General features: G+C 41.2%; 20 protein-coding genes. 18 read left to right on the forward strand and 2 right to left on the reverse strand.

The features are described from left to right. Positions 1-107: 107 nt before the first annotated feature. The 16 genes from mraZ to lpxC all read left to right on the forward strand — a co-directional run bounded on the left by mraZ (position 108) and on the right by lpxC (position 17,365). A complete protein-coding gene (gene mraZ, locus JEP36_RS13780; protein WP_075670769.1) occupies positions 108-566 on the forward strand; it encodes a division/cell wall cluster transcriptional repressor MraZ in 459 nt (152 codons plus the stop codon). Between the two features lie 3 nt (positions 567-569). After that, positions 570-1,517: a 16S rRNA (cytosine(1402)-N(4))-methyltransferase RsmH gene (rsmH, locus tag JEP36_RS13785; RefSeq protein WP_196533377.1), complete on the forward strand. Its 948-nt coding sequence runs from the start codon at positions 570-572 to the stop codon at positions 1,515-1,517. Continuing rightward, complete coding sequence (ftsL, locus tag JEP36_RS13790) at positions 1,518-1,835, forward strand: cell division protein FtsL (protein WP_109371152.1); 318 nt, start codon at positions 1,518-1,520, stop codon at positions 1,833-1,835. It abuts the gene before it with no gap. An 11-nt stretch (positions 1,836-1,846) separates the two neighbouring features. Continuing rightward, on the forward strand, positions 1,847-3,643 hold the full coding sequence (gene ftsI / locus JEP36_RS13795; RefSeq protein ID WP_109371150.1) for a peptidoglycan glycosyltransferase FtsI: 1,797 nt from the start codon (positions 1,847-1,849) through the stop codon (positions 3,641-3,643). Then, positions 3,630-5,117 (forward strand): UDP-N-acetylmuramoyl-L-alanyl-D-glutamate--2,6-diaminopimelate ligase, encoded by a 1,488-nt coding sequence (murE, locus tag JEP36_RS13800; RefSeq protein ID WP_196533378.1) that lies wholly within the window; start codon positions 3,630-3,632, stop codon positions 5,115-5,117. Before ftsI ends, murE begins: the two co-directional genes overlap by 14 nt. Beyond that, positions 5,114-6,496 (forward strand): UDP-N-acetylmuramoyl-tripeptide--D-alanyl-D-alanine ligase, encoded by a 1,383-nt coding sequence (gene murF / locus JEP36_RS13805; RefSeq protein ID WP_198630356.1) that lies wholly within the window; start codon positions 5,114-5,116, stop codon positions 6,494-6,496. The genes murE and murF overlap by 4 nt, the downstream gene beginning before the upstream one ends. Beyond that, complete coding sequence (mraY, locus tag JEP36_RS13810; RefSeq protein ID WP_023581493.1) at positions 6,490-7,572, forward strand: phospho-N-acetylmuramoyl-pentapeptide-transferase; 1,083 nt, start codon at positions 6,490-6,492, stop codon at positions 7,570-7,572. Before murF ends, mraY begins: the two co-directional genes overlap by 7 nt. A 1-nt stretch (position 7,573) precedes the next feature. Continuing rightward, complete coding sequence (gene murD / locus JEP36_RS13815; protein ID WP_198620830.1) at positions 7,574-8,884, forward strand: UDP-N-acetylmuramoyl-L-alanine--D-glutamate ligase; 1,311 nt, start codon at positions 7,574-7,576, stop codon at positions 8,882-8,884. Continuing rightward, positions 8,884-10,077, forward strand: coding sequence for a cell division protein FtsW (ftsW, locus tag JEP36_RS13820; RefSeq protein ID WP_196533381.1), 1,194 nt, complete (start codon positions 8,884-8,886; stop codon positions 10,075-10,077). Before murD ends, ftsW begins: the two co-directional genes overlap by 1 nt. Beyond that, positions 10,074-11,156, forward strand: coding sequence for an undecaprenyldiphospho-muramoylpentapeptide beta-N-acetylglucosaminyltransferase (murG, locus tag JEP36_RS13825; protein ID WP_198620828.1), 1,083 nt, complete (start codon positions 10,074-10,076; stop codon positions 11,154-11,156). The genes ftsW and murG overlap by 4 nt, the downstream gene beginning before the upstream one ends. A 41-nt stretch (positions 11,157-11,197) precedes the next feature. Beyond that, a complete protein-coding gene (gene murC / locus JEP36_RS13830; protein ID WP_160230585.1) occupies positions 11,198-12,661 on the forward strand; it encodes a UDP-N-acetylmuramate--L-alanine ligase in 1,464 nt (487 codons plus the stop codon). Positions 12,662-12,666: 5 nt separating this feature from the next. Continuing rightward, entirely contained in the window at positions 12,667-13,023 is a 357-nt protein-coding gene (locus JEP36_RS13835) for a hypothetical protein (RefSeq protein ID WP_198625859.1), read from the forward strand. A gap of 1 nt (position 13,024) precedes the next feature. Further along, on the forward strand, positions 13,025-13,810 hold the full coding sequence (gene ftsQ, locus JEP36_RS13840) for a cell division protein FtsQ (protein WP_198620826.1): 786 nt from the start codon (positions 13,025-13,027) through the stop codon (positions 13,808-13,810). 45 nt (positions 13,811-13,855) lie between these two features. After that, the gene (gene ftsA / locus JEP36_RS13845; protein WP_006533748.1) at positions 13,856-15,112 is read left to right on the forward strand and encodes a cell division protein FtsA; all 1,257 of its coding nucleotides are present in this window, start codon (positions 13,856-13,858) and stop codon (positions 15,110-15,112) included. 70 nt (positions 15,113-15,182) lie between these two features. Next, the gene (gene ftsZ, locus JEP36_RS13850) at positions 15,183-16,349 is read left to right on the forward strand and encodes a cell division protein FtsZ (RefSeq protein WP_023581499.1); all 1,167 of its coding nucleotides are present in this window, start codon (positions 15,183-15,185) and stop codon (positions 16,347-16,349) included. Between the two features lie 98 nt (positions 16,350-16,447). Next, complete coding sequence (gene lpxC / locus JEP36_RS13855; RefSeq protein WP_036913397.1) at positions 16,448-17,365, forward strand: UDP-3-O-acyl-N-acetylglucosamine deacetylase; 918 nt, start codon at positions 16,448-16,450, stop codon at positions 17,363-17,365. A 34-nt stretch (positions 17,366-17,399) separates the two neighbouring features. Here the strand turns inward: lpxC and JEP36_RS13860 are convergent, their stop codons facing one another. Further along, complete coding sequence (locus JEP36_RS13860) at positions 17,400-17,915, reverse strand: DUF721 domain-containing protein (RefSeq protein WP_109371134.1); 516 nt, start codon at positions 17,913-17,915, stop codon at positions 17,400-17,402. Positions 17,916-17,960: 45 nt separating this feature from the next. Here JEP36_RS13860 and secM point away from each other — a divergent pair, with 45 nt between their 5' ends. Together secM and secA are read left to right on the forward strand one after the other, a co-directional pair. Next, the gene (gene secM, locus JEP36_RS13865) at positions 17,961-18,488 is read left to right on the forward strand and encodes a secA translation cis-regulator SecM (protein ID WP_198620825.1); all 528 of its coding nucleotides are present in this window, start codon (positions 17,961-17,963) and stop codon (positions 18,486-18,488) included. A 99-nt stretch (positions 18,489-18,587) separates the two neighbouring features. After that, positions 18,588-21,296, forward strand: a complete 2,709-nt coding sequence (gene secA / locus JEP36_RS13870) for a preprotein translocase subunit SecA (RefSeq protein ID WP_198630357.1) — start codon at positions 18,588-18,590, stop codon at positions 21,294-21,296. A gap of 200 nt (positions 21,297-21,496) precedes the next feature. Here secA and JEP36_RS13875 read toward each other — a convergent pair. Continuing rightward, positions 21,497-25,241: hemagglutinin repeat-containing protein (locus JEP36_RS13875; protein WP_198630358.1), on the reverse strand; the 3,745-nt coding region annotated here is incomplete at its 5' end.

Genomic DNA, 25,241 nt, shown 5'->3' on the forward strand with positions numbered 1-25,241 from the left:
AAGCTTCCTATATCTGGCTTGACAACGTTTTCATACCATCCGTAAACTCTATTTGTGGGGATTTGTGGGATAATGTGGTGTAAATTACAAAGCTGGGGGTAATGAGGATGTTTCGTGGAGCAACACTCGTTAATCTTGACAGCAAAGGGCGAATAACAGTTCCTTCCCGTTATCGAACAACGCTGAGTGAGATTTCTGAAGGTCAAATGGTTTGTACCATTGATCTCAATCAGCCATGTTTATTGCTTTATACCCTTCCAGAATGGGAAAAGATTGAGTTAAAATTAGCGGCTTTGTCCTCCATGAATCCTGCGGAACGTCGAGTTCAACGTTTGTTATTAGGTCACGCCAGCGAATGCCAAATGGATAGCGCAGGACGTCTTTTGTTAGCTAGCACGCTAAGACAGCATGCGGGGCTAACAAAAGAGGTCATGTTAGTCGGTCAATTCAATAAATTTGAATTGTGGGATGAACAGGTCTGGTACAAACAGATCGAAAAAGACATTGTAGCCGAGCAAACCTCACAGGAACCGTTATCGACACGACTATTGGATTTATCACTTTAAATAATGACAACGAATAATTTTAGTCATACCAGTGTATTACTGGATGAAGCAGTGAATGGCCTGAATATTAAACCTTCAGGTATCTATATCGACGGAACATTTGGTCGCGGAGGGCACTCTCGTCTAATTTTATCGCAATTGGGCGAACAAGGTCGCTTGATTGCGATAGACAGAGATCCACAAGCGATTGCTGTTGCTAATGAAATTGATGATGCTCGTTTTTCTATTGTTCATGGGCCGTTTTCAAATATTGAGCAGTATGTCACTGAGTTAGGTTTAGCAGGGAAAATTGATGGTGTATTACTGGATTTAGGTGTTTCTTCACCTCAACTTGATGATCCAGAACGTGGTTTTTCTTTTATGCGTGATGGACCTCTTGATATGCGTATGGACCCAACATCAGGGCAATCAGCCGCACAATGGCTGATGACAGCAGCAGAAGAAGACATCACATGGGTATTGAAAACCTTTGGTGAAGAACGATTTGCTAAGCGTATTGCTCGCGCCATTGTTGCACGTAACAAAACAGAAGAGCCTTTGACTCGAACCAAACAATTGGCTGATTTAATTAGCGACGCAAGCCCAGTAAAAGAACGACATAAGCACCCAGCAACACGTAGCTTTCAGGCAATTCGTATCTATATCAACAGCGAATTAGATGAAATTGAAAAAGCATTAAAAGGTGCTGTTTCTGTTTTAGCACCAGAAGGACGTTTGTCGGTCATTAGTTTCCATTCATTAGAAGACCGATTGGTGAAGCGTTTTATTCGAGATGAAAGTAAAGGGCCAGTTGTCCCTGCGGGTATTCCTCTCACAGAAGCGCAGATAAAAGAGTTAGGAAGTGCTCGCTTATCGAGTATTCACAAGATGAAACCGACAGGCGTAGAAGTTGAAGAAAATCCACGGGCACGAAGCTCTGTATTGCGTGTAGCACAACGTATTGAGGAATAAATGTCTACTGAACGACACTCACTACCGAGAGTTATAGGGCAGGATTTACTGCGTCATGGCAAATTACCTGTATGTTTACTGATTGCTGTGATTATTTCTGCGGTGTATGTCGTGACGACCGCACATAAGACACGTTTATTAACAGCCGAGAAAGAGCGTTTAGTGCTGGAGAAAAACGTATTGGAGATCGAATGGCGCAATCTCATTCTTGAAGAAAACGCACTGGCTGACCATAGCAGAGTAGAGCGTTTTTCAAGTGATAGTTTGGGAATGATCCATGTTGACCCAACAAAAGAGAACATCGTGGTTACTAAATAATTAAGGCAAGTATGAAATTTTCACGTTCGGCAAAAGCGAAAGCAAAAACAAAGTCAAATGCCAAACTACGCAAGCCTGAAGAAAAAACAGGATTTGTGAGTTGGCGTTTTGCGTTGCTTTGCGGTGGTATTGGTATCGCTTTAGCCGCGCTATTAATCCGTGTTGCCTATTTACAGATTATTAACCCCGATCCCCTTATTCGTGAAGGGGATATGCGTTCTCTACGTGTACAAAAAGTACCGACAGCAAGAGGCATGATCAGCGATAGAATGGGGAGGCCTCTTGCCGTTAGCGTGCCTGTTTTTGCCATTTGGGCAGATCCTAAAGTTGTATTAGATGCTAATCCCGATATGACAGATTCTCGTTGGTTAGCACTTGCTGATGCACTGAAAATGCCAGTGAATCATATCGAGCAAAAAATTGTCGCAACGCCTTCCGCTCGTTTTATCTACTTAGCTCGCCAAGTGAACCCTGAAATTAGTGATTATATTAGTAAACTAAAAATCACTGGGATTAATATGCGCCAAGAATCAAAACGCTATTATCCATCAGGCGAAGTAACTGCTCACATCATCGGTGTAACAAATATTGATGGTGATGGTATTGAAGGTGTTGAAAAAAGCTTTAACCAGTGGCTGACAGGTGCTCCTGGTGAGCGTGTTGTTCGTAAAGATGGTTTTAACCGTGTTATCGAGAATATCGCTCAAACAGACAGCCAAGCTGCTCATAACCTGATGTTAAGTATCGATGAACGTCTGCAATCTGTGGTTTATCGCGAATTAACCAATGCGGTTATTAAGAATAAAGCAGAGTCGGGAACCGCTGTTTTAGTTGATGTAAATACCGGTGAAGTGCTGGCGATGGCTAACAGCCCATCGTACAACCCAAATAATTTAACGGGAACGCCTAAAGATGCGATGCGTAATCGTGCTATCACCGATATTTTTGAACCAGGTTCTACCGTAAAACCGATGGTTGTGATGAGTGCGCTCCACAATCATATTATTAAAGAAAATAGTGTTATTAATACCGTTCCTTATCGTATTAGCGGGCATCAGATAAAAGATGTGGCGTTATATCATGAGCTTTCGATAACAGGAATATTACAGAAATCGAGTAACGTTGGTGTTTCAAGACTGGCGTTAGCGATGCCTGCATCTGAACTTGTGGATGTTTATTCACGATTTGGATTCGGGAAGCCAACTAACTTGGGGCTAGTTGGCGAAAGTAGTGGCATATTTCCAATAAAAAAACAACGGTGGTCCGATCTTGAAAGGGCCACCTTCTCTTTCGGATATGGGCTAATGGTAACGCCGTTACAGTTAGCGCGTGTCTACGCAACGATTGGTAGTTTTGGTATTTACCGTCCTCTTTCTATTACAAAAGTTGACCCTCCAGTACCGGGAACTCGCGTATTCCCCGAGCCTGTGATGAGAACCGTCGTTCATATGATGGAAAGCGTTGCATTGCCCGGTGGCGGCGGTGTGAGTGCTGCAATTAAAGGTTATCGTGTTGCGATTAAAACAGGGACAGCGAAGAAAGTAGGGCCAGACGGAAAATATATCAATCAATATATCTCTTATGCGGCGGGTGTTGCTCCAGCAAGTCGCCCTCGTTTTGCATTGGTTGTCGTAATCAATGAACCCAAAGCAGGGAAGTACTATGGTGGGGCAGTTTCTGCACCGGTGTTTGGCGCGATCATGGGCGCGGTTTTACGCACAATGAACGTAGAACCTGACGCATTGACGCCAGACGATAAAAATGAATTTGTAATTAAAAAAGAAGAGGATACAAGTGGCCGATCCTAACTTAAGTGACCTATTAGGGGCACTCGGGATACAAGCACCGTCATTGATGCTCAAAGACATGACACTCGATAGCCGAAAAGCGGCGAGCGGTGATCTTTTTATCGCCATCAAAGGTCATGAAACTGATGGTAGACGCTATATTCCTCAAGCAATTGCTCAAGGTGTTTCGGCGGTATTAGCGGAAGCACAAGATGTTGCAACGCATGGTGAAATCCGTGAAAGTCACGGTATTCCAGTTATTTACATTGATAATCTTAATGCAGAATTATCAAAGTTAGCGGGACATTTTTATCATCAACCTGCGGAAAAACTGAAACTGATTGGTGTTACTGGGACTAATGGAAAAACGACAACAACACAATTGTTAGCACAGTGGGCACAAGGTTTAGGTGAAACAAGTGCTGTGATGGGAACAGTAGGTAACGGACTTTTAGGTCATGTTGTTCCTGCGATGAACACCACAGGATCTGCGGTTGATATTCAATTAGAGTTACAGCAATTATTAAATCAAGGCGCGACATTGACCGCTATGGAAGTTTCTTCTCATGGTTTAGTTCAAGGTCGTGTGAGTGCATTGCCTTTTGTGGCGAGTGTATTTACGAATTTAAGTCGTGATCATCTTGATTACCATGGTGATATGGCTAACTACGAAGAAGCAAAATGGTTACTGTTTTCCACTCATTGCAGTGGTGAAAAAATCATCAATGCGGATGATGCCGTTGGTCAAAAATGGTTATCTCGTTTACCTGACGCTGTTGCCGTGACAATGGAAAATAAATTGCCACAGAATTGGCAAGGCCGTTTTGTTAAAACAACCCAGATTAATTATCATGATGCGGGTGCAACCATTCACTTTAGTTCTAGCTGGGGTGATGGTGAAATTGAAAGCCCATTAATGGGGGCATTTAATGTTAGTAATCTTTTATGCGCTTTAGCGACATTATTAGCACTTGAATATCCATTAGATGCGGTTATTAAAGCGTCATCTTCACTCACACCTGTTTGTGGCCGCATGGAAGTATTTAGTGCGGATAATCGCCCTACGGTTATTGTCGATTATGCTCATACTCCAGATGCTTTAGAGAAAGCACTTCAAGCTGCTCGTTTACACTGCACAGGTAAACTATGGTGTGTATTTGGTTGTGGCGGAGATAGAGACAAAGGTAAGCGCCCACTAATGGGAGCAGTCGCAGAAGAGCTGGCTGATAAAGTTGTTATCACCGATGACAATCCTCGTAGTGAAGAGCCTCAAGCAATTATCCAAGATATTCTTTCGGGTTTAATGGATCCTGGTCGTGCGATTGCTATTGAAGGTCGGGCTGAAGCGGTTACTAACGTGATTATGCAAGCAGATACCAATGATATGATTTTAGTCGCAGGTAAAGGGCATGAGGATTATCAGTTGGTTGGCTCGCGTCGTCTCGATTATTCAGACAGATTAACCGTTGCTCGGTTATTGGGGGTGATAGCGTGATCCCTCTGTCTTTAGGAAATATTGCACAAATTAGCAAAGGCACATTGAGCCATCTCGCTCAAAGCCAAGCGGATCAACTTATCATCAAATCGATTTCAACAGATAGTCGTAAAATTGATGAAGATTGCCTGTTTATTGCATTAGCGGGTGAGCGTTTTGATGCTCATGATTTTATTGCTGATGTAAAAGAAAAGGGCGCCGTTGCGGTTTTAGTTAATCGTGAGATTGATGTTGATTGTCCGCAAATCATTGTGAAAGATACCCATCTAGCAATGGGCGAAATTGCAGCACATATTCGTTCGCTAAGCCACGCCAAGATTGTTGCGTTGACAGGCTCTTCTGGAAAAACCTCCGTTAAAGAGATGACCGCTTCTATTTTGCGTCACTGTGGCGAAACCTTATATACCCATGGCAATTTAAATAACGATATTGGCGTACCTTTAACGCTTTTTCGTTTAACGCCAGAACACCGTTTTGCGGTTATCGAATTAGGTGCAAACCATATCGGTGAAATCGCTTATACCGTAAATATGGTAAAACCAGATAGTGCATTGGTAAATAATCTCTTTTCTGCACATATTGAAGGTTTCGGTTCACTGGAAGGGATTGCTCAGGCAAAAGGTGAAATCTTTACCCACTTAAAAGAGCAAGGTACAGCCATTATTAATCTGGATAGTAATGACTTACCTCTGTGGAAACACCATTTGAATGCGCGCCAAACGCAATGGTCATTCTCTTTATCAGCACAAGGTAAAGCCGATTTTTATCCATCAGATATCACGGTTAAGCAATTCATCACAAACTTCACCTTACACACACCAGAAGGTTGTGTAGAAGTCACTCTTCCATTACCGGGTCGTCATAACATTGCGAATGCTTTAGCGGCAAGTGCGCTTGCGCTATCTGCTGGGGCGACGCTTGAAGATATTCGCCTTGGTTTATCGACATTAAAAGCCGTACCAGGAAGATTGTACCCTGTTGAATTAACAGCAGGAAAAATGGTGTTAGATGATACTTACAATGCTAACGATGGTTCGATGATCGCAGGCTTACAGGTTTTGTCTCAATTACCGGGATATAAGATTTTTGTCGCAGGTGATATGGCTGAATTAGGTAAAGATTCAGAAAAATGTCACCGTGATGTGGGGCGTTTTGCACACGATGTAGGTATTGATAGCGTATTTACCGTAGGACATCACAGCCATTTTATTAGTGATGAAAATCAAGGTGGTCAGCATTTTGCATTTAAAGCCGACTTACTTGCTCAATTAATTCCATTATTACAGCAGCATGATGTTGTTTCAGTTTTAGTAAAAGGTTCACGAAGCTCCGCGATGGAAGATATCGTGAACGCATTAAAGGAGTGCTTTGAATGTTAGTTTGGCTAGCCGAATATTTGGTTAAATACCATACATTTTTTAATGTGTTTTCTTATCTGACATTCAGGGCGATTGTTGGCTTATTGACGGCATTAATTATTGCGTTGTGGATGGGACCTCATCTGATTGCATGGTTACAAAAAATGCAAATCGGGCAAGTGGTTCGTAGCGAAGGGCCAGAGTCTCACTTTAGCAAACGCGGTACGCCAACAATGGGCGGGATTATGATCCTGTTCTCTATATCCATCTCCACACTACTATGGGCAAGATTAGATAACCCCTATGTTTGGTGTGTATTACTGGTTTTAATTGGTTACGGCGTGATTGGTTTTGTTGATGATTATCGCAAAGTAGTTCGTAAAGACACAAAAGGCTTAATTGCTCGCTGGAAATATTTCTGGCAGTCCGTACTCGCACTTGTTGTGGCATTTAGTATGTACGCAATTGGTAAAGATACGCCAGCAACACAGCTAGTCGTTCCATTCTTTAAAGATGTTATGCCTCAATTAGGTATGCTCTACATTTTATTGGCTTACTTTGTGATTGTGGGTACCAGTAACGCTGTGAACTTGACAGATGGTTTAGATGGTTTAGCTATTATGCCAACAGTATTTGTTGCTGCGGGCTTTGCATTAGTTGCATGGGCAACAGGTAACGTTAATTTCGCCAGTTATTTGAAAATTCCTTACTTAATGCATGCGGGCGAATTGGTGATTGTCTGTACCGCGATAGTTGGCGCTGGTTTAGGTTTTCTTTGGTTTAACACTTACCCAGCACAGGTCTTTATGGGCGATGTTGGTTCACTTGCATTAGGTGGCGCATTAGGGACTATCGCAGTGTTATTACGCCAAGAGTTCTTATTAGTGATTATGGGGGGGGTGTTTGTTGTTGAAACACTCTCCGTTATTTTACAAGTCGGTTCATTTAAGTTGCGTGGTCAACGTATTTTCCGTATGGCTCCAATTCATCACCATTATGAATTAAAAGGCTGGCCTGAACCTCGTGTTATTGTCCGTTTCTGGATCATCTCACTGATGTTAGTGCTTATTGGTCTGGCGACATTAAAGGTGCGTTAAGATGGCAAATTATCAGGGAAAAAAAGTGGTTGTTGTTGGGCTTGGGATAACAGGCCTTTCTTGCGTTGACTTTTTTATCCGCCAAGGTGTTACACCTAAGGTTATTGATACACGCCAAAAACCAGGAGGCTTAGATAAGCTTCCTGTTGACGTTGAATATCATACAGGTAGTTTTCATCAAGCATGGCTTAACGATGCTGATTTAATTATCTCAAGTCCGGGTATTGCACTTTCGACACCGGAGCTTGTTGAAGCCGCAAATCATGGTGTTGAAATTGTTGGTGATATTGAACTGTTTTGCCGTGAAGCCAAAGCGCCTATTGTAGCGATTACGGGCTCTAACGGTAAAAGTACCGTGACAACGCTTGTGGGTGAAATGGCAAGCGCGGATGGTATTCGTGTTGGAGTCGGTGGCAATATTGGTGTTCCAGCTCTGACCTTATTAACCGAGCCCTATGATTTATATGTATTAGAGCTATCGAGTTTTCAACTAGAAACGACTTATAGCTTACAAGCCGCTGCTGCAACGGTGTTGAATATTAGCGAAGATCATATGAATCGCTATCCGTTAGGATTAGAACAATATCGTGAAGCAAAACTGCGTATTTACGATAATGCTAAAACCTGTGTTTATAACGAAGATGATGCATTAACGCTACCTTTAGCGGGTAAAGATAATCGTTGTGTTAGTTTTGGTGTTGGACAAGGTGATTATCAGCTTGATAACACAAATCGCATTTTAAAAGTGAAAGGTGAAAAAGTCCTTTCAACGGCTGAAATGTACCTTTCAGGACAGCATAACTATACCAATGCATTAGCCGCATTAGCTCTTGCTGATGCTGTGGGTATTTCTCGTAAAGCTGCAACCGAGGTACTGAAAACGTATCACGGTCTTGCTCACCGTTTTCAATTAGTTTATTCACATCAAAATGTACGTTGGATAAATGACTCGAAAGCCACCAATGTGGGAAGCACTGAAGCGGCATTACGAGGACTTGAAGTTGAGGGCACACTACATCTTTTATTAGGTGGTGATGGGAAATCTGCTGACTTCACTTCTTTATTGCCTTATATCAGTGGAGACAATATTCGTCTGTACTGTTTTGGACAAGATGGACACGCATTGGCAAATCTACGACCAGATGTCTCTTTATTAACAGTGACAATGGAAGAAGCCATGCGGGCTTTAGCTCCTTCTGTAAAATCAGGGGATATGGTGTTGCTCTCTCCTGCATGTGCAAGCTTAGATCAGTTTAAATGTTTTGAGCAGCGTGGTGATGAATTTGCACGTTTAGCAAGGGAGCTTGGCTGATGAGCGTATTCGCAATGCGAAGATTAAAACAGTGGCTAGTGGGCAGTTATCAAACTGAGAATACGGCATTTGTACCGTATGATCGCACTTTGCTCTGGTTTACTTTCGGATTAGCGGTTGTCGGCTTTGTTATGGTGACATCAGCTTCAATGCCTGTTGGTCAACGTCTTGCAGAAGATCCTTTCTTATTTGCTAAACGTGATGGCATCTATATTGTTGTCGCATTTTGTATTGCGTTAGTCACCATGCGTATTCCAATGGCAATTTGGCAACGTTATAGCAGCTTAATGCTGTTTGGTTCGATATTACTTTTATTAGTGGTATTGGGGGTAGGGAGTTCCGTTAATGGTGCTTCACGCTGGATTGCGGTGGGACCATTAAATTTCCAGCCTGCTGAATTATCAAAACTTGCGCTGTTTTGTTATTTATCGAGCTATTTAGTCCGAAAAGTTGAAGAAGTCAGAAATAACTTTTGGGGTTTCTGTAAGCCGATGGGCGTGATGTTAGTACTGGCCGTTTTATTGTTATTACAACCAGACTTAGGAACCGTTGTGGTTTTATTCGTAACAACATTAGCACTGTTATTTTTAGCAGGTGCTAAAATTTGGCAGTTCTTAGCCATTATCGGTTCAGGAATTGCCGCTGTTGTTATGTTGATTATTGTTGAACCTTACCGTGTTCGACGTATCACTTCTTTTTTAGAACCTTGGGAAGATCCATTTGGAAGCGGTTATCAGCTTACACAATCTCTAATGGCATTTGGTCGTGGTGATTTGCTTGGACAAGGTTTAGGAAACTCAGTACAAAAACTAGAATATTTGCCAGAGGCACATACCGACTTTATTTTCTCCATTTTGGCTGAAGAACTTGGTTATATCGGTGTGGTTTTGGTGCTTTTAATGGTATTCTTCATCGCTTTTCGCGCGATGCAAATTGGACGACGTGCGCTGATCCTCGATCAACGTTTTTCAGGCTTTTTAGCTTGTTCTATCGGGATCTGGTTTACATTCCAATCATTGGTGAATGTAGGTGCAGCAGCAGGCATGTTGCCGACAAAGGGATTAACCCTTCCTCTTATTAGTTACGGTGGTTCGAGTTTGATTATTATGTCAACGGCTATCGTGATGTTATTACGAATTGATTATGAAACACGTCTAGCACAAGCTCAGGCGTTTGTAAGGAGCCCGAAATGAGCGAGCGTAGACGCCGTTTAATGGTTATGGCTGGTGGCACTGGGGGACATGTATTCCCAGGTCTGGCTGTTGCTCATTATCTACAATCTCAAGGTTGGGAAATCCGATGGTTAGGAACGGCAGATAGAATGGAAGCCGATTTAGTTCCTAAGCACGGTATCGAAATTGAATTTATTCGTATCTCAGGTTTACGTGGAAAAGGTATTAAAGCATTAATCGCAGCACCTATTCGTATTATTAAAGCGATTTTTCAAGCTCGTGCCATTATGAAGCGCTATCAGCCAGATGCTGTACTTGGTATGGGTGGTTACGTTTCAGGTCCTGGTGGTGTTGCCGCTTGGATGTGCGGGATACCCGTTATTTTGCATGAGCAAAATGGTATCGCTGGATTAACCAATCGCTGGTTATCGAAAATTGCGAAACGTGTATTACAGGCTTTTCCGGGGGCATTTCCTAAAGCACCGGTTGTTGGAAATCCTGTTCGTGAAGATGTATTGGCACTTGAAGCGCCTTCTGTACGATTAAAAGAGAGAACAGGGCCTATTCGTGTACTGATCATTGGTGGTAGCCAAGGCGCTAGAATTTTAAATCACACCTTACCCGTAGTTGCAGGTTTACTAGGTGAACATGTTACAATCTGGCATCAAGCAGGAAAAGGTGGCGAAAGTGATACAAAAACACGCTATCAGAACGAATTAGCAAAAAATTCAGTTAAATCTGAATATAAAGTTACTGAATTTATTGATGATATAGCGCAAGCTTACCAATGGGCTGATGTTGTTGTGTGTCGTTCTGGTGCATTAACGGTCAGCGAAATTGCCGCAGCGGGATTACCCGCTATTTTTGTTCCTTTCCAGCACAAAGATAGACAGCAATATTGGAATGCACTGCCGTTAGAAAAAGCGGGTGCAGCGCGTATTATTGAGCAAAACGATTTAACTCCAGAAGTCATTGCACAAACCCTGAAAAATTGGGATAGAGAAACCTTGTTAGCAATGGCAGAGAAAGCAAAAAGTGTTGCGATTACGGATGCCACAGAGCGCGTAGCGAATGTGATAATCGAAGTGGTAAAAAAATAAACGTAACTTGTAACCATTAACGTAGAGTGAAGAAGTAAATAGTGAATACACAACAACTGGCAAAATTAAGATCATTTGTGCCTGAAATGAGAAAAGTTAGGCATATTCACTTTATTGGCATCGGTGGTGCTGGTATGGGGGGGATTGCCGAAGTGTTGGCTAACGAAGGTTATGAAATCAGCGGTTCTGATTTAGCACCAAACGTAGTCACACAACAGCTCGTTGCCTTAGGCGCGACAGTCTATTTTAATCATCGCCCTGAAAATATTCGTGGCGCAAGTGTTGTTGTGGTTTCGACAGCAATCAGTGCTGAAAATCCTGAGATTATTGCAGCAAGAGAAGCGCGTATCCCTGTTATTCGTCGTGCTGAAATGCTGGCCGAATTGATGCGTTATCGTCATGGTGTTGCGATTGCCGGAACACATGGCAAAACGACAACAACAGCGATGATTTCAAATATTTATGCGCAAGCGGGTTTAGATCCTACTTTTGTTAATGGTGGGCTTGTTAAATCGGCTGGCACTCATGCTCGCTTAGGTTGCAGTCGTTATTTAATTGCTGAAGCTGATGAAAGTGATGCATCGTTTTTACATTTACAACCCATGGTTGCTGTCGTTACGAATATCGAAGCAGACCATATGGACACATATCACGGTAATTTTGACAATCTAAAAGAGACGTTTATTACCTTTTTGCACAATTTACCATTCTATGGTCGTGCAGTGATGTGTCTGGATGACGATGTCATTCGCTCTATTATTCCTAAAGTGGGTCGTTATATTACGACTTATGGCTTTAGTGAAGATGCTGACGTTCGTATTACACATTATGAACAAAAAGGTGCTCAGGGCTTTTTCACTATTTCTCGTGAAGGTATGCCAGATTTACAAGTTGTATTAAATGCACCTGGTCGCCATAACGCACTGAATGCGACAGCTGCGGTTGCTGTCGCCACAGAAGAAGGCATTGCTGACGAACATATTTTAGCCGCATTACTTAACTTCCAAGGTACTGGACGTCGTTTTGATTTCTTAGGTAACTACGGTCTTGAGCATGTTAATGGTCAAGAAGGTGAAGTGATGCTAGTGGATGATTATGGTCATCATCCAACAGAAGTTGATGCAACGATTAAAGCGGCGAGAGCGGGATGGCCAGATAAACGCCTAGTGATGATTTTCCAACCTCATCGCTATACACGTACTCGCGATTTATATGAAGACTTTGCCACTGTTCTCAATCAGGTTGATATTTTATTATTAACAGATGTTTATTCTGCTGGGGAAGCGCCTATTGCAGGTGCCGATAGTCGCTCACTTTGTCGAACAATTCGCCAACGTGGGAAGCTAGATCCTATCTGGGTTTCTGATGTGACTAATATTTCATCAATATTGGCAGGTGTATTAACAGATAATGATCTTGTTTTAGTTCAAGGTGCTGGAAATATTGGTAAAATAGCGCGTCGCTTAGCAGATACGAAATTACAACCATCTTTCAGCGAGGATTAAGACGGATGTTTGAGCAAGTGAACATCATTTATGGTGAAATGGTCAATAAAGTAACTGTAATGATGGCGTGTTATGAGGAAAATAACACTGTATTAGCGAAAAAAATGATCGAGAATTCGCTTGCTCAAATCTGTGTTGAGAAAAAATTTCAGTTAAAAAGTAAGAAAAACGCAGAAAAATTCGCAATTTCTTCTTTTAAAGTAAATAATTCTCAACAGATTGAACAATTTAGTGATTTAATTATCAAACCTAAAAGTGTTCATAAAGTATATATATGTAGGAAAAGTATTAATCGCTGGAATATCGGACAAAAGAATGGGCGATTCTCTTGTTTAAACGTTGCTCAGGAGTTAGTGGGTTAATATGTCACAAGCAGCGCTAAATATAAAAGAACACAAAGAGAAGCAACATTCTGACAGACCGAGTAATGGTACTTATTTATCAGGATTAATCTTTTTCTTATGTGTGATTGCCACCATCATTTGGGGTGGAATACAAGTGGTTAACTGGATGAAAGACGCAAATCGTCTGCCAATCTCAAAACTTGTATTAACGGGTGAGCGACATTACACAACGAATGATGATGTACGTCAGGCCATTTTGTCTTTAGGACAGCCGGGTACATTTATGACACAGGATGTGAATATTATTCAGCAACAAATTGAACGTATGCCATGGATTAGGCAAGTCACTGTTCGTAAACAGTGGCCTGATGAACTTAAAATCCATCTGGTAGAGTATGTTCCCTTTACCCGTTGGAATGACACTTACTTTCTTGATAAAGAAGGACGTGTTTTCAGTCTGCCAACGCAGTTGGAAACCAAAGGAAGTTATCCTTTGTTATATGGTCCTCAAGGAAGCGAAAAAATGGTGTTGTCAGGTTATGTGGCAATGAGAGATCAGCTTCTTGCAAGTAACCTGAATTTAAAAGCAGCGTCAATGTCTGCCCGTCAAGGATGGCAATTAGTTTTAGACAATGATGTCCGATTGGAGTTAGGTCGTAAGGATAACGAAAAACGGATCGCTCGCTTTATTGAGTTGTATCCGATACTGCAACAACAAACAGATAAACGAGTTGATTACGTGGATCTGCGTTATGACAGTGGTGGTGCAGTCGGATGGGCTCCTTTATTACTTGATAATGAATAAACAAGACGTGGCAGATGACACGATGAAGGCGAAGGCAGAACAATAATGATCAAAGCGACGGACAGAAAATTAGTAGTTGGTCTTGAGATTGGTACGGCCAAAGTAGCCACCCTTGTCGGTGAGATCCTGCCTGATGGTGTAGTGAATATTATCGGGGTGGGAAGTTGTCCATCTCGGGGCATGGATAAAGGTGGCGTTAATGATCTCGAATCCGTCGTAAAATGTGTACAACGGGCGGTAGATCAGGCTGAGCTAATGGCTGACTGCCAAATATCTTCAGTATATTTGGCGTTATCAGGCAAGCATATCAGTTGCCAAAATGAGATTGGTATGGTGCCAATTTCGGAAGAAGAAGTGACTCAAGATGATGTTGATAGCGTGGTTCATACCGCGAAATCCGTCAAAGTAAAAGATGAACATCGTGTTTTACACGTTATACCGCAAGAGTATGCCATTGATTATCAAGAAGGGATCAAAAACCCAGTTGGATTATCGGGTGTGCGTATGCAGGCTAAAGTTCATTTAATTACCTGCCATAACGATATGGCAAAGAATATTGTAAAAGCAGTTGAACGCTGTGGGTTAAAAGTGGATCAACTGATTTTTGCGGGACTGGCTTCAAGTTTTGCTGTATTGACCGAAGATGAACGTGAATTAGGTGTGTGTGTTGTTGATATTGGTGGCGGTACAATGGATATCGCAATTTATACCGGTGGAGCATTAAGGCATACTCGCGTTATTCCTTATGCTGGCAATGTAGTAACAAGTGATATCGCTTACGCGTTTGGCACTCCGCCAAATGATGCCGAAGCTATCAAGGTTCGTCATGGTTGTGCATTAGGCTCTTTAGTTGGTAAAGATGAAAATGTCGAAGTTCCAAGTGTCGGAGGCAGACCACCAAGAAGTCTGCAACGACAAACTCTTGCTGAGGTGATTGAGCCTCGTTATACCGAACTGCTCAATCTTGTTAATGAAGAGATTTTAAAAGTTCAAGAACAGTTACGCCAGCAAGGGATTAAGCATCATTTAGCCGCAGGTATTGTGCTAACAGGTGGTGCTGCACAGATTGATGGACTTGTTGAATGTGCTCAACGTGTTTTCCACACGCAAGTACGGATCGGTAAACCGTTAAATATTACCGGGCTAACAGATTATGCGCAGGATCCCTATTACTCAACAGCGGTTGGGCTCTTGCATTACGGTAAAGAATCTCACTTTGGTGAGGAAACTGAAACCGAGAAACGCTCTGCTGTCAGTGGTTTATTTAAAAAACTCACTGGTTGGCTAAAAAGAGAGTTTTAATAATCAGACAAATTTAAAAAGAGGTCGTTTGAGCAAGCGGCCCTGAGAAGGCACAAAACGGAGAGAAATTATGTTTGAACCTATGGAATTAACCAACGATGCGGTGATCAAAGTCATCGGCGTTGGTGGCGGCGGCGGTAATGCGGTTGAGCACATGGTTCGTGAACGTATTGAAGGCGTAGATTTCTTTGCAGTCAATACGGATGCTCAAGCGCTACGTAAAACAGCGGTCGGACAGACTATCCAAATCGGTAATGCCATTACGAAAGGCTTAGGTGCAGGTGCAAATCCTGAAGTAGGCCGTAATGCAGCAGAGGAAGACCGCGAAGGGTTACGTGCAGCACTTGAAGGTGCCGATATGGTCTTTATCGCAGCAGGTATGGGCGGTGGTACTGGTACTGGTGCTGCGCCTGTTGTTGCAGAAGTGGCTAAAGAATTAGGCATTTTGACCGTTGCTGTAGTGACTAAGCCTTTTAATTTTGAAGGCAAAAAACGTATGGCATTTGCGGAACAAGGTATTACTGAGTTATCAAAACATGTTGACTCATTAATCACTATTCCAAATGACAAGTTATTAAAAGTACTTGGTCGTGGAATTTCATTATTAGATGCATTCGGCGCAGCTAATGATGTATTAAAAGGCGCAGTTCAAGGTATCGCTGAGCTAATCACTCGCCCAGGTTTAATGAACGTTGACTTTGCTGACGTAAGAACTGTGATGTCTGAAATGGGTTATGCCATGATGGGATCGGGTGCTGCGAAAGGCGAAGATCGTGCTGAAGAAGCAGCAGAAATGGCGATTTCAAGTCCATTATTGGAAGACATCGACTTATCTGGCGCGCGTGGTGTGTTAGTCAACATCACAGCAGGTTTTGACTTACGTCTTGATGAATTTGAAACAGTGGGTAATACCATTCGTGCATTTGCATCAGATAATGCGACTGTGGTTATCGGTACATCCCTTGACCCAGAAATGAATGATGAATTGCGTGTGACTGTGGTTGCAACAGGTATTGGTATGGACAAACGTCCAGAAATTACGCTGGTAACTAATAAACAGAATCAGCAAAGCGCAATGGAGAATCGTTACCAGCAAATGCAAAATAGCATGTCTTCTTTCTCTGCTGTAGAAGAAAGCAAGCCTGCCGCAAAAGCCGTTAACGAACAATCTACTCAGGCAAACAAAGAACCAGATTATTTAGATATCCCTGCGTTCCTGAGAAAACAGGCTGATTAATCGCCAAAAAGATTGGCATCTCCGCTTTTTGTGCTAAACTGTCCTGCCAATTATAAGTATAATGATTGGTAGGACTGATAACATTGCGAGATAAAATGATGATCAAACAACGGACATTAAAACGAATTGTACAAGCAACCGGTGTGGGACTTCACACGGGTAAAAAAGTTACGCTTACAATGCGTCCGGCGCCAGCAAATACTGGGGTCATCTACCGTCGTACTGACTTAAATCCACCGGTGGATTTTCCAGCAGACGCAAAATCAGTTCGTGACACTATGTTATGTACTTGCTTAGTCAACGAAGACGATGTGCGTATATCAACCGTTGAGCATTTAAATGCAGCACTGGCTGGTTTAGGCATTGATAATATCGTAATTGAAGTGAATGCACCTGAAATTCCAATTATGGATGGAAGTGCGGCACCTTTTGTTTTCTTGTTACTTGATGCAGGTATCGAAGAGCTTCGTACTGCGAAGAAATTCATTCGCATCAAAGAAACAGTACGTGTAGAAGATGGCGATAAATGGGCAGAGATGCGTCCATACAACGGGTTTAAATTAGATTTTACTATCGATTTTAATCATCCAGCCATTGATGCAAGTACACAGCGTTATAAATTAGATTTTTCCGCTGAATCTTTTATGAGCCAAATTAGCCGTGCTCGTACATTTGGATTTATGCGTGATATCGAATATCTACAATCTAAAGGATTGTGTTTGGGCGGAAGCTTCGATTGTGCAATCGTAGTTGATGACTATCGTGTTCTCAACGACGATGGCTTACGTTTTGAAGATGAATTTGTTCGTCACAAAATGTTGGATGCAATCGGTGATTTATTTATGTGTGGCTATAACATTATCGGTGAATTCACCGCGTTTAAATCAGGTCATGCACTGAACAATAAATTGCTCCAAGCTGTATTAGCGAAAGAATCTGCGTGGGAATTCGTCACATTTGAAGACGAAGCGCAAATGCCAGTGGCATTCAAAGCTCCCTCAATGGTCTTTGCTTAATTCCTGCGAAGGAAAGCGCGTTAATTATCTCTAATTAACGTTCATCTTTGGCTGTACTTGTACTCTCTCCGGCAAGTGCAGCCAACCGTTCTAATCTCTCTCTTAATTTCTTCGGGCTTTTCTCAGCTAAATACTTCAATGATTGCGCACTTTCTAAACTTAAGTGACGTTTCTTTTTAGGCTCTTGTTCTTTTAATGATGATATTAAAGATCTTTTTTCCTGTTTTACGCCTAAAGACGGATTTATTTTGATGTCTATTGAGGATAAGGATGGTAAAATTTCTTGTCTCAATGCGGAAAGTAATGACGGGGTTTCATAACGTAAACGAGTTAACCAACTTGCGTTTGCAACTTCAATAATTAAAATAGCATTACGATAATTTGCGACACGGCACTTATCTCGTAAAGGAACGGGTAAAAGAGCCATGACGGCACGATTTAATTTTAGTAAAATCGTTGCGCGCTGTTGTATAAGTTGTAGTGTACTCTTGTTGGAACCTTCAAGTTCAATGAAGATTTTTTCCAATGATTGTGGGTAACTATCCCGCATAGATTTTGACTCCACAAAATAAAGATTAATGAGCAACGAAGGTTAATGAGTATTATAAGTTTTTGGCGACAGTTTGGCAGGCGATATTTTTGGTCGCATCTGCTTTTAGGGATGGTAGCAGCAGGTATCGGAATACCTTCGCTGTTGTCTGCTCATGCCGAAAATCCACAGCAAACAGATACTCCTTCTTCTCAAAACCGTCAAAGCCAGGCAATTATTGCGTTTGATAACTTATTCTTACGTCAAAGTGTACAGAATCCTGCCTCATCCTTCACCTTTAATTACTGGCAACAGCATGCAGTAAAAAATGTGATCAAACAGCTCTCTTTTGCATTCACCATTAATTCACCCGAATTGATGGTTAAAGCCAAAGATGAACCGTTACCTGCTTCTAATGTTGCAGCGGTTATGCTTGATACGCTGTATGCCTTATTAACAGAGACTCCATCATCGGCACTAAGCCTCCTCCCTCTTTCTGGCTATGTTTTAGTACAGAATAAAATTTCCTATCATACCGGATTATGGCTTGCACAAATCCGTGGTATTCGCGCAGGGCCTTACCTAACAGCTTAATTGAGTCACTTAATCTAATAAGATTATGATTATCTCTGTTTATCAATAAAAACAGAGGCTGTTTTCGGCGTTTCACGCCATAAATGAGAATAAAGATTTATGTTAGGTAAAATTGTAACCAAAATTTTTGGTAGTCGTAATGATCGTTCAATCCGCCGTATGCGCAAGGTTGTTGCTGAAATTAATAAACTAGAGCCAGAATTTGAAAAGCTGACAGATGATGAGCTAAAAGCGAAAACGGATGAATTCCGTGAGCGCTTAAAAAATGGTGAGAAAGAAGAAGATATTTTACCAGAAGCGTTTGCAACAGTGCGTGAAGCCAGTAAACGTGTTTTTGGTATGCGTCACTTCGACGTACAGTTAATCGGTGGTATGGTTCTGAATGAACGTTGTATTGCAGAAATGCGTACGGGTGAAGGTAAAACATTAACCGCAACATTACCTGCGTACTTAAATGCGCTATCAGGTAAAGGCGTTCACGTTGTTACCGTCAATGACTACTTGGCACAGCGTGATGCCGAAAACAACCGTCCTTTGTTTGAATTCTTAGGATTAAGCGTTGGTATCAACTTACCAAATATGGCGCCACCAGTAAAACGTGAAGCTTATAATGCTGATATCACTTATGGTACGAACAATGAATTTGGTTTCGACTATCTACGTGACAACATGGCATTTAGTCCACAAGAACGTGTTCAACGCAAATTACACTATGCATTAGTGGATGAGGTTGACTCAATCTTGATCGATGAAGCACGTACACCACTGATCATTTCAGGTCCAGCAGAAGACAGTTCTGAGCTTTATATCCAGATGAATAAAATCATTCCTCATTTGGTTTCTCAAGAAAAAGAAGACTCAGATACATTCCAAGGTGAAGGCGATTACTCTGTTGATGAAAAAACACGTCAAGTGAATATCACAGAACGCGGTCTGGTTAAAATTGAAGGTTTATTAGCAGATGCTGGCATGATGAAAGAAGGGGAGTCTTTATACTCACCGGCTAATATTATGTTAATGCACCATATAACAGCGGCATTGCGTGCTCATGCGCTGTTTACCAAAGATGTTGATTATATTGTTAAAGATGGCGAAGTTATCATTGTTGACGAACATACAGGTCGTACAATGCAAGGTCGTCGTTGGTCTGATGGTTTACACCAAGCTGTTGAAGCAAAAGAAGGTGTGAAGATCCAAAATGAAAACCAGACATTAGCGTCAATCACATTCCAAAATTATTTCCGTTTATACGAAAAATTAGCAGGGATGACGGGTACTGCGGATACAGAAGCGTTTGAATTTAACTCTATCTATCGCTTAGAAACAATTGTTATCCCAACTAACCGCCCAATGGTACGTAAAGATCTGCCTGACTTAGTCTATATGAATGAGCAAGGTAAATTTGCAGCCATTATTGAAGATATTCGTGAACGTACTCAAAATGGTCAGCCTGTTCTTGTCGGTACCATTTCAATTGAAAAATCAGAAGAGATTTCTAAAGCGCTGACTAAAGCGAATGTTCACCATAACGTGCTGAATGCGAAATTCCACGCAATGGAAGCAGATATTATTGCTAACGCAGGTTTACCTTCCGCGGTAACTATCGCAACTAACATGGCAGGTCGTGGTACCGATATCGTGTTAGGGGGTAGCTGGCAAACTGAAGTGGCTAAACTGGAAGAGCCAACAGAAGAAAAAATTGAAGAAATCAAAGCTAAATGGAAAGAGCGCCATGATGCAGTATTAGCATCAGGTGGTTTACATATCATAGGTACTGAGCGTCACGAATCTCGCCGTATTGATAACCAGTTACGTGGTCGTGCGGGTCGTCAAGGGGATGAAGGTTCTTCTCGTTTCTATTTGTCTATGGAAGACTCCTTAATGCGTATTTTTGCTTCAGACAAAGTGTCTGGCATGATGCGTAAATTAGGGATGAATGAAACCGAAGCGATTGAGCACCCTTGGGTAACCAAAGCAATTGCAAACGCACAGCGTAAAGTAGAAAACCGCAACTTTGATATTCGTAAGCAACTGCTTGAATATGATGATGTGGCAAATGATCAGCGTCGTGCAATCTATACTCAGCGTAATGAATTACTGGATGTGGCAGACGTAAGTGAAACTATCGATAGTATTCGCCAAGACGTTTTCACTTCGATGATTGATAACTATATTCCACCTCAATCACTAGAAGAAATGTGGGATATTGACGGCTTAACGGCATGTTTACAAAAAGACTTTGATTTAAATTTACCAATCAAAGAGTGGTTAGATAAAGAACCAGAATTACACGAAGAAACATTACGTGAGCGTATTTTAGAAAAATCTATCGAAGTCTATAAAGCGAAAGAAGAGATCGTTAGTGCTGAAATGATGCGTAACTTTGAAAAAGGCGTGATGTTACAAACGCTAGACTCACTGTGGAAAGAGCACTTGGCAGCAATGGATTATTTACGTCAAGGTATCCACTTACGTGGTTATGCACAAAAAGATCCAAAACAAGAGTACAAACGTGAATCGTTCGCTATGTTTGCTAACATGTTGGAATCACTGAAATATGAAGTGATCAGCACACTAAGCAAAGTACAAGTTCGTTTACCTGAAGAAGTTGAAGAGTTAGAACGTCGTCGTCGTGAAGAAGCCGAGCGTTTAGCTAAACAACAACAATTAAGCCATGAAGTGACAAAAGAATCTCAAATGTCAGCAATCGATGGTCAAGTTGCTGCAGGTAAAAAAGTGGGTCGTAATGAGCCATGCCCTTGTGGATCAGGTAAGAAATATAAGCATTGTCATGGCCAATTAGGTTAATTTAGTTTTCATAATAATAGCTGTGTAATGTACTGATTAGAAAAAGATCCACTTAGTCATAAGTGGATCTTTTTTATCGATTACTGATCGTACTTTACGTTCTATTTTGAAACGAACACATAAAAAACCCCACTTTATTATCCTAATAAGTGGGGTTTGGTTTACAAAAGAATAGGCATTACTCTTTTATAGGGTGTCTATTATTTTTCAGAAATAGACGATTTTGTGTTTACCGTTTCATTCACTTTAATAGGTGATTTTAATGATAAGTCACCACCTGCAAGTTGTTTCACTAAATCAACAGCAGATGATTTCAGATCAAGATCTGCACCTGCTTCATATTGATGACCTTCAATATTGTTTAATTGAACGTTGCTACCGCCTAAATCAACCTGACCTTGCTCACTTTTAATTTCAGCACCTGTAAGTTTAGTTGTACCACTTACATTTAATGAAATGTCATTTTTGCTTGTTAAGGTTGTGGTTTGGGTAACGGCATCATTATCAATATGAGAAACTTTGATATCCGCATTCGCCGTATGGCCTTCAGCACCTGTTACGATATTTTTGATGCCATTGCCCACTGTACCAACACCTTTATCAATTTTGGCTTTTGTTTCGCCACTGATACCGGTTTTATCTGCGATAGTTGAAGAGAGTGAGTTGTATTTATCAGAGATAACATCAGTTGCAGATTTAATACCTGAATCAATAGTCTCTTTGATCGTATTTTCTAATAGTGATCCACCTGCTTTAGCTGTTTTATCAACTTGGCTAGATTTAGGATCATTATTGTGGTTGTAACCGACATTTACACCAACAGTAACGTGACGATCGCTGTCTTTTTGGCTTGTCACTGTAAAGTCACCACCCACATTACCTGTCACATTATCCGCAGAAACATTGGCACCAGAAAGAGCAAGGTTTTTGTCGCTATTTACAGTTAATGTGCCTGTTTCTACTGAAACATTTTGGTGTGTGGATTTTTGTTGATCTTCAACGTTTACTAAAACTTTGCCACCAATATTATGGATAGAGGTTGCTGGGTTTTCTTCAGTCACTTCTTTTGGCGTCGTATTAGTTTGTTTGCCATTTAAAGAGATATCAGTACCCCAATTATTTTTGTAATCAGTGGATTGTGCTGAAGTCAGGGTAGTATCACCAGATTGAGAGGTTAATTGCGTATCTTTGCTATTAACTTTAGTACCTTGAAGATTAACGGAACTACCGTTAACGGTTAAATTGCCTTGGTTAGCAATTATTCCACCTTCACGAGAGACCGTTTTCTCATCTTGCTTACCAATAGCAAATTCAGCGCCACCCAAGCCATTGACAGAAGATGATTTCTCTCCTGTTTTTTGACCTAAGCCCGCTTGTAATCCACCAGATAAGTTTTTACCTGTTTCAGTACGTTGAGATTCTGTTGCTTGGAAATCAACTTTGTTAGTTGCTGTCAGAGCAACATCATTTTCGCTGGTTAAATGAGTACCTTGTAAAGTCAGATTATGACCTGAATTTAACTCAATACCTTGAGAGCCATTCACTGAACCTGCTTTCGCTGTTGTCTGATCTTTTTGATGAGTAGCACCACCTGCGTTAAAACCGCCACCGTAATCTTTGCTGTCTGGTGTTGTACCTACTTTGAGGTTTGCGCTGCCATTCACGTTATGTTGGCTTTCAGAGTGAGTATCTGTTGCTTGTGCCAGTGTTAAATCACCGCCAGCATTGATTACCGTTTTGCCATCTTGAGCATCAAACTTAGCGCCTTCATAATGAGCATCTTCACGTACATTAATATTGATATTGCCGGCTGAATTAAACTGGCTACCATTAGCTTTCGTTGTGGTTAAGCTTGTATCTGTGGTTTTACCTTCGCCTTTAATGGCAACGGTAATATCACTCCCTGTTTTCGTGCTGACACCAACTTGACCACCACCTGTTGTTTCATGGAAAGACTCTTGGTGTTTGTTTTGAGCCGCTTCACTGGTGTGAGTATTTGCGGTTAGTGATACATCACCTTGTGTTGATTGGTAATGAGTACCTTGGTCACGTAAGTTGTTATTACTGTCAGAATTGATTTTACCCGCAGTAATTGATGTTGAAACCGCTTGGCTATCGCTTTGTGATTTCTGGCTACCGCCACCTTTAATACCGACTTCAACACCGACATTAGGTGCTTCTAGGTTACTTAAGTTAGCAAGATTACTAATGGCATCTTTAAAAGTAACTTTTTTATCCATATCGGTATTGTTACCTGGTTTTGTGGTATCAATTCCATCTTCTACTGCTTTTTTAATCGGTTTAGTCACACCACTGTAATCAAGATTAACACCCACATCGACACCGATATTTAAGGTATCTGTTTTAGATGTTGCACTGTCATTTGCCGCAAGATGATTAATATTTTCGCCTGATTCTTTATATGAACCGTCAACTTTGTGTGATGCACCTTGATGCGTTACATTATTGTTCGCAGTAATGGTTAAATCACCTGTAACTTGAGTTTCGCTACCTTTATTTTTGGTGATCTCAGTTGTTGTATGCTGTTTATCATATTGAAAATCAGCTTTAGAGCCCACTTTATCAACACCACCTGTGTAGCTAAAGCCACCTGAAATGGTTCTATCTGTGCTGTCTGTTTCTTTTTTGTTTTCTGTTGAAACAAAAGCAACATTGTCACCAGAAACAGAGGCATTACCTGCGGTTGTTTTTAAATCAGAACCTGCAAAAGTGACATCTTTATCCGCTTGAACTTTAACACTGCCACCACTAATAGTAGATCCTACTTGTTCGGTTTCAGTGCTATTGTTTTTATTGGATGTATGAGTAATATGAAAACCTGCGCTATATTGCTTGTCTTCAACTTCTTTAGCATGACCAGTGATCTCTAATGATGTTTTTTCATCATTAATTTTTGTGGTCTGCTGTGCAGATTTAACGTTGATATCACCTAAAGATTCAATGCCTAACTCATCAGCACTTTTAATCAAGCTACCAATAACATTGACATCTTTCCCACTGAACACGGTTAATTGTGCATCAGAAACTAATTCACTACCGGTTGAAACTTGTTGATTAGTTTCATTTTTATGGGAATTCTTAGTAATATTAAAGGCTGTGCCTGTACGCTCATCAGTTTTAGTGATGGTTTCGCTAATCGCATTATCAATAACAACATCACCTTGGGTTGTGTTAACAAAAGCCCCTTGGTTGCCTTTCACTTGGCTACCCGTGATTTTGACATTGTTATCTGCCGTAAGTAACAGTTGTCCGTCAGCCGTTAATTGTGTTGAATGGCTAACTTCTTGTTTGTTATTATTATTCTTATTATTACCACCGCCGATACCCCCCCAAACAACATGATTGTTGGTTACTGTTTTATCATTGTTGGTATTTTGAACATTAAGATTGATGTTCTCTTTAGCGTTAACGACAACATTCTCATTAGAATGTAATTTTGCACCTTGAGCGGTAATAGAGCCTTCAGCATTTAAGCCCAGCGTTTTACCTGCGGTCAGTTCACTCGCTTTTAAGGTTTCTGTTTGATGGCTATTGCTCCAGCTACCTGTTTCTAAACGAGAAGTATGGTTACGTTTATAGCCGTTTTCACTGCGACTTTCTTTTTCAATTAATCCATTGATATTAATATCTTTATTGGCATTAATTGCCAGCGTGTTACCTGCATTAACTTTGGCACCTTCAAGTGTTACATCACCTTTAGTTGCTGTTAATGTTGCACTATTTTTGGCATCAATATGGCTACCAACTTGCTGTACTAGCTCTTTTTCTTTAGTGACATCATATTGCCAAGAATAGAACCAACGATTGTCAGTATCTGTGTCTTTTTGTTGTAACTGTTTGCCATCAACAGTTAAATGAGCCCCTTGTAATAAAATATCATCACCCATTAAATCAGAGGCTTTGATTTGGTTTTTATTATCAGCG

The organism is Proteus sp. PR00208, assembly GCF_016238545.1.
Lineage (GTDB): Bacteria > Pseudomonadota > Gammaproteobacteria > Enterobacterales > Enterobacteriaceae > Proteus.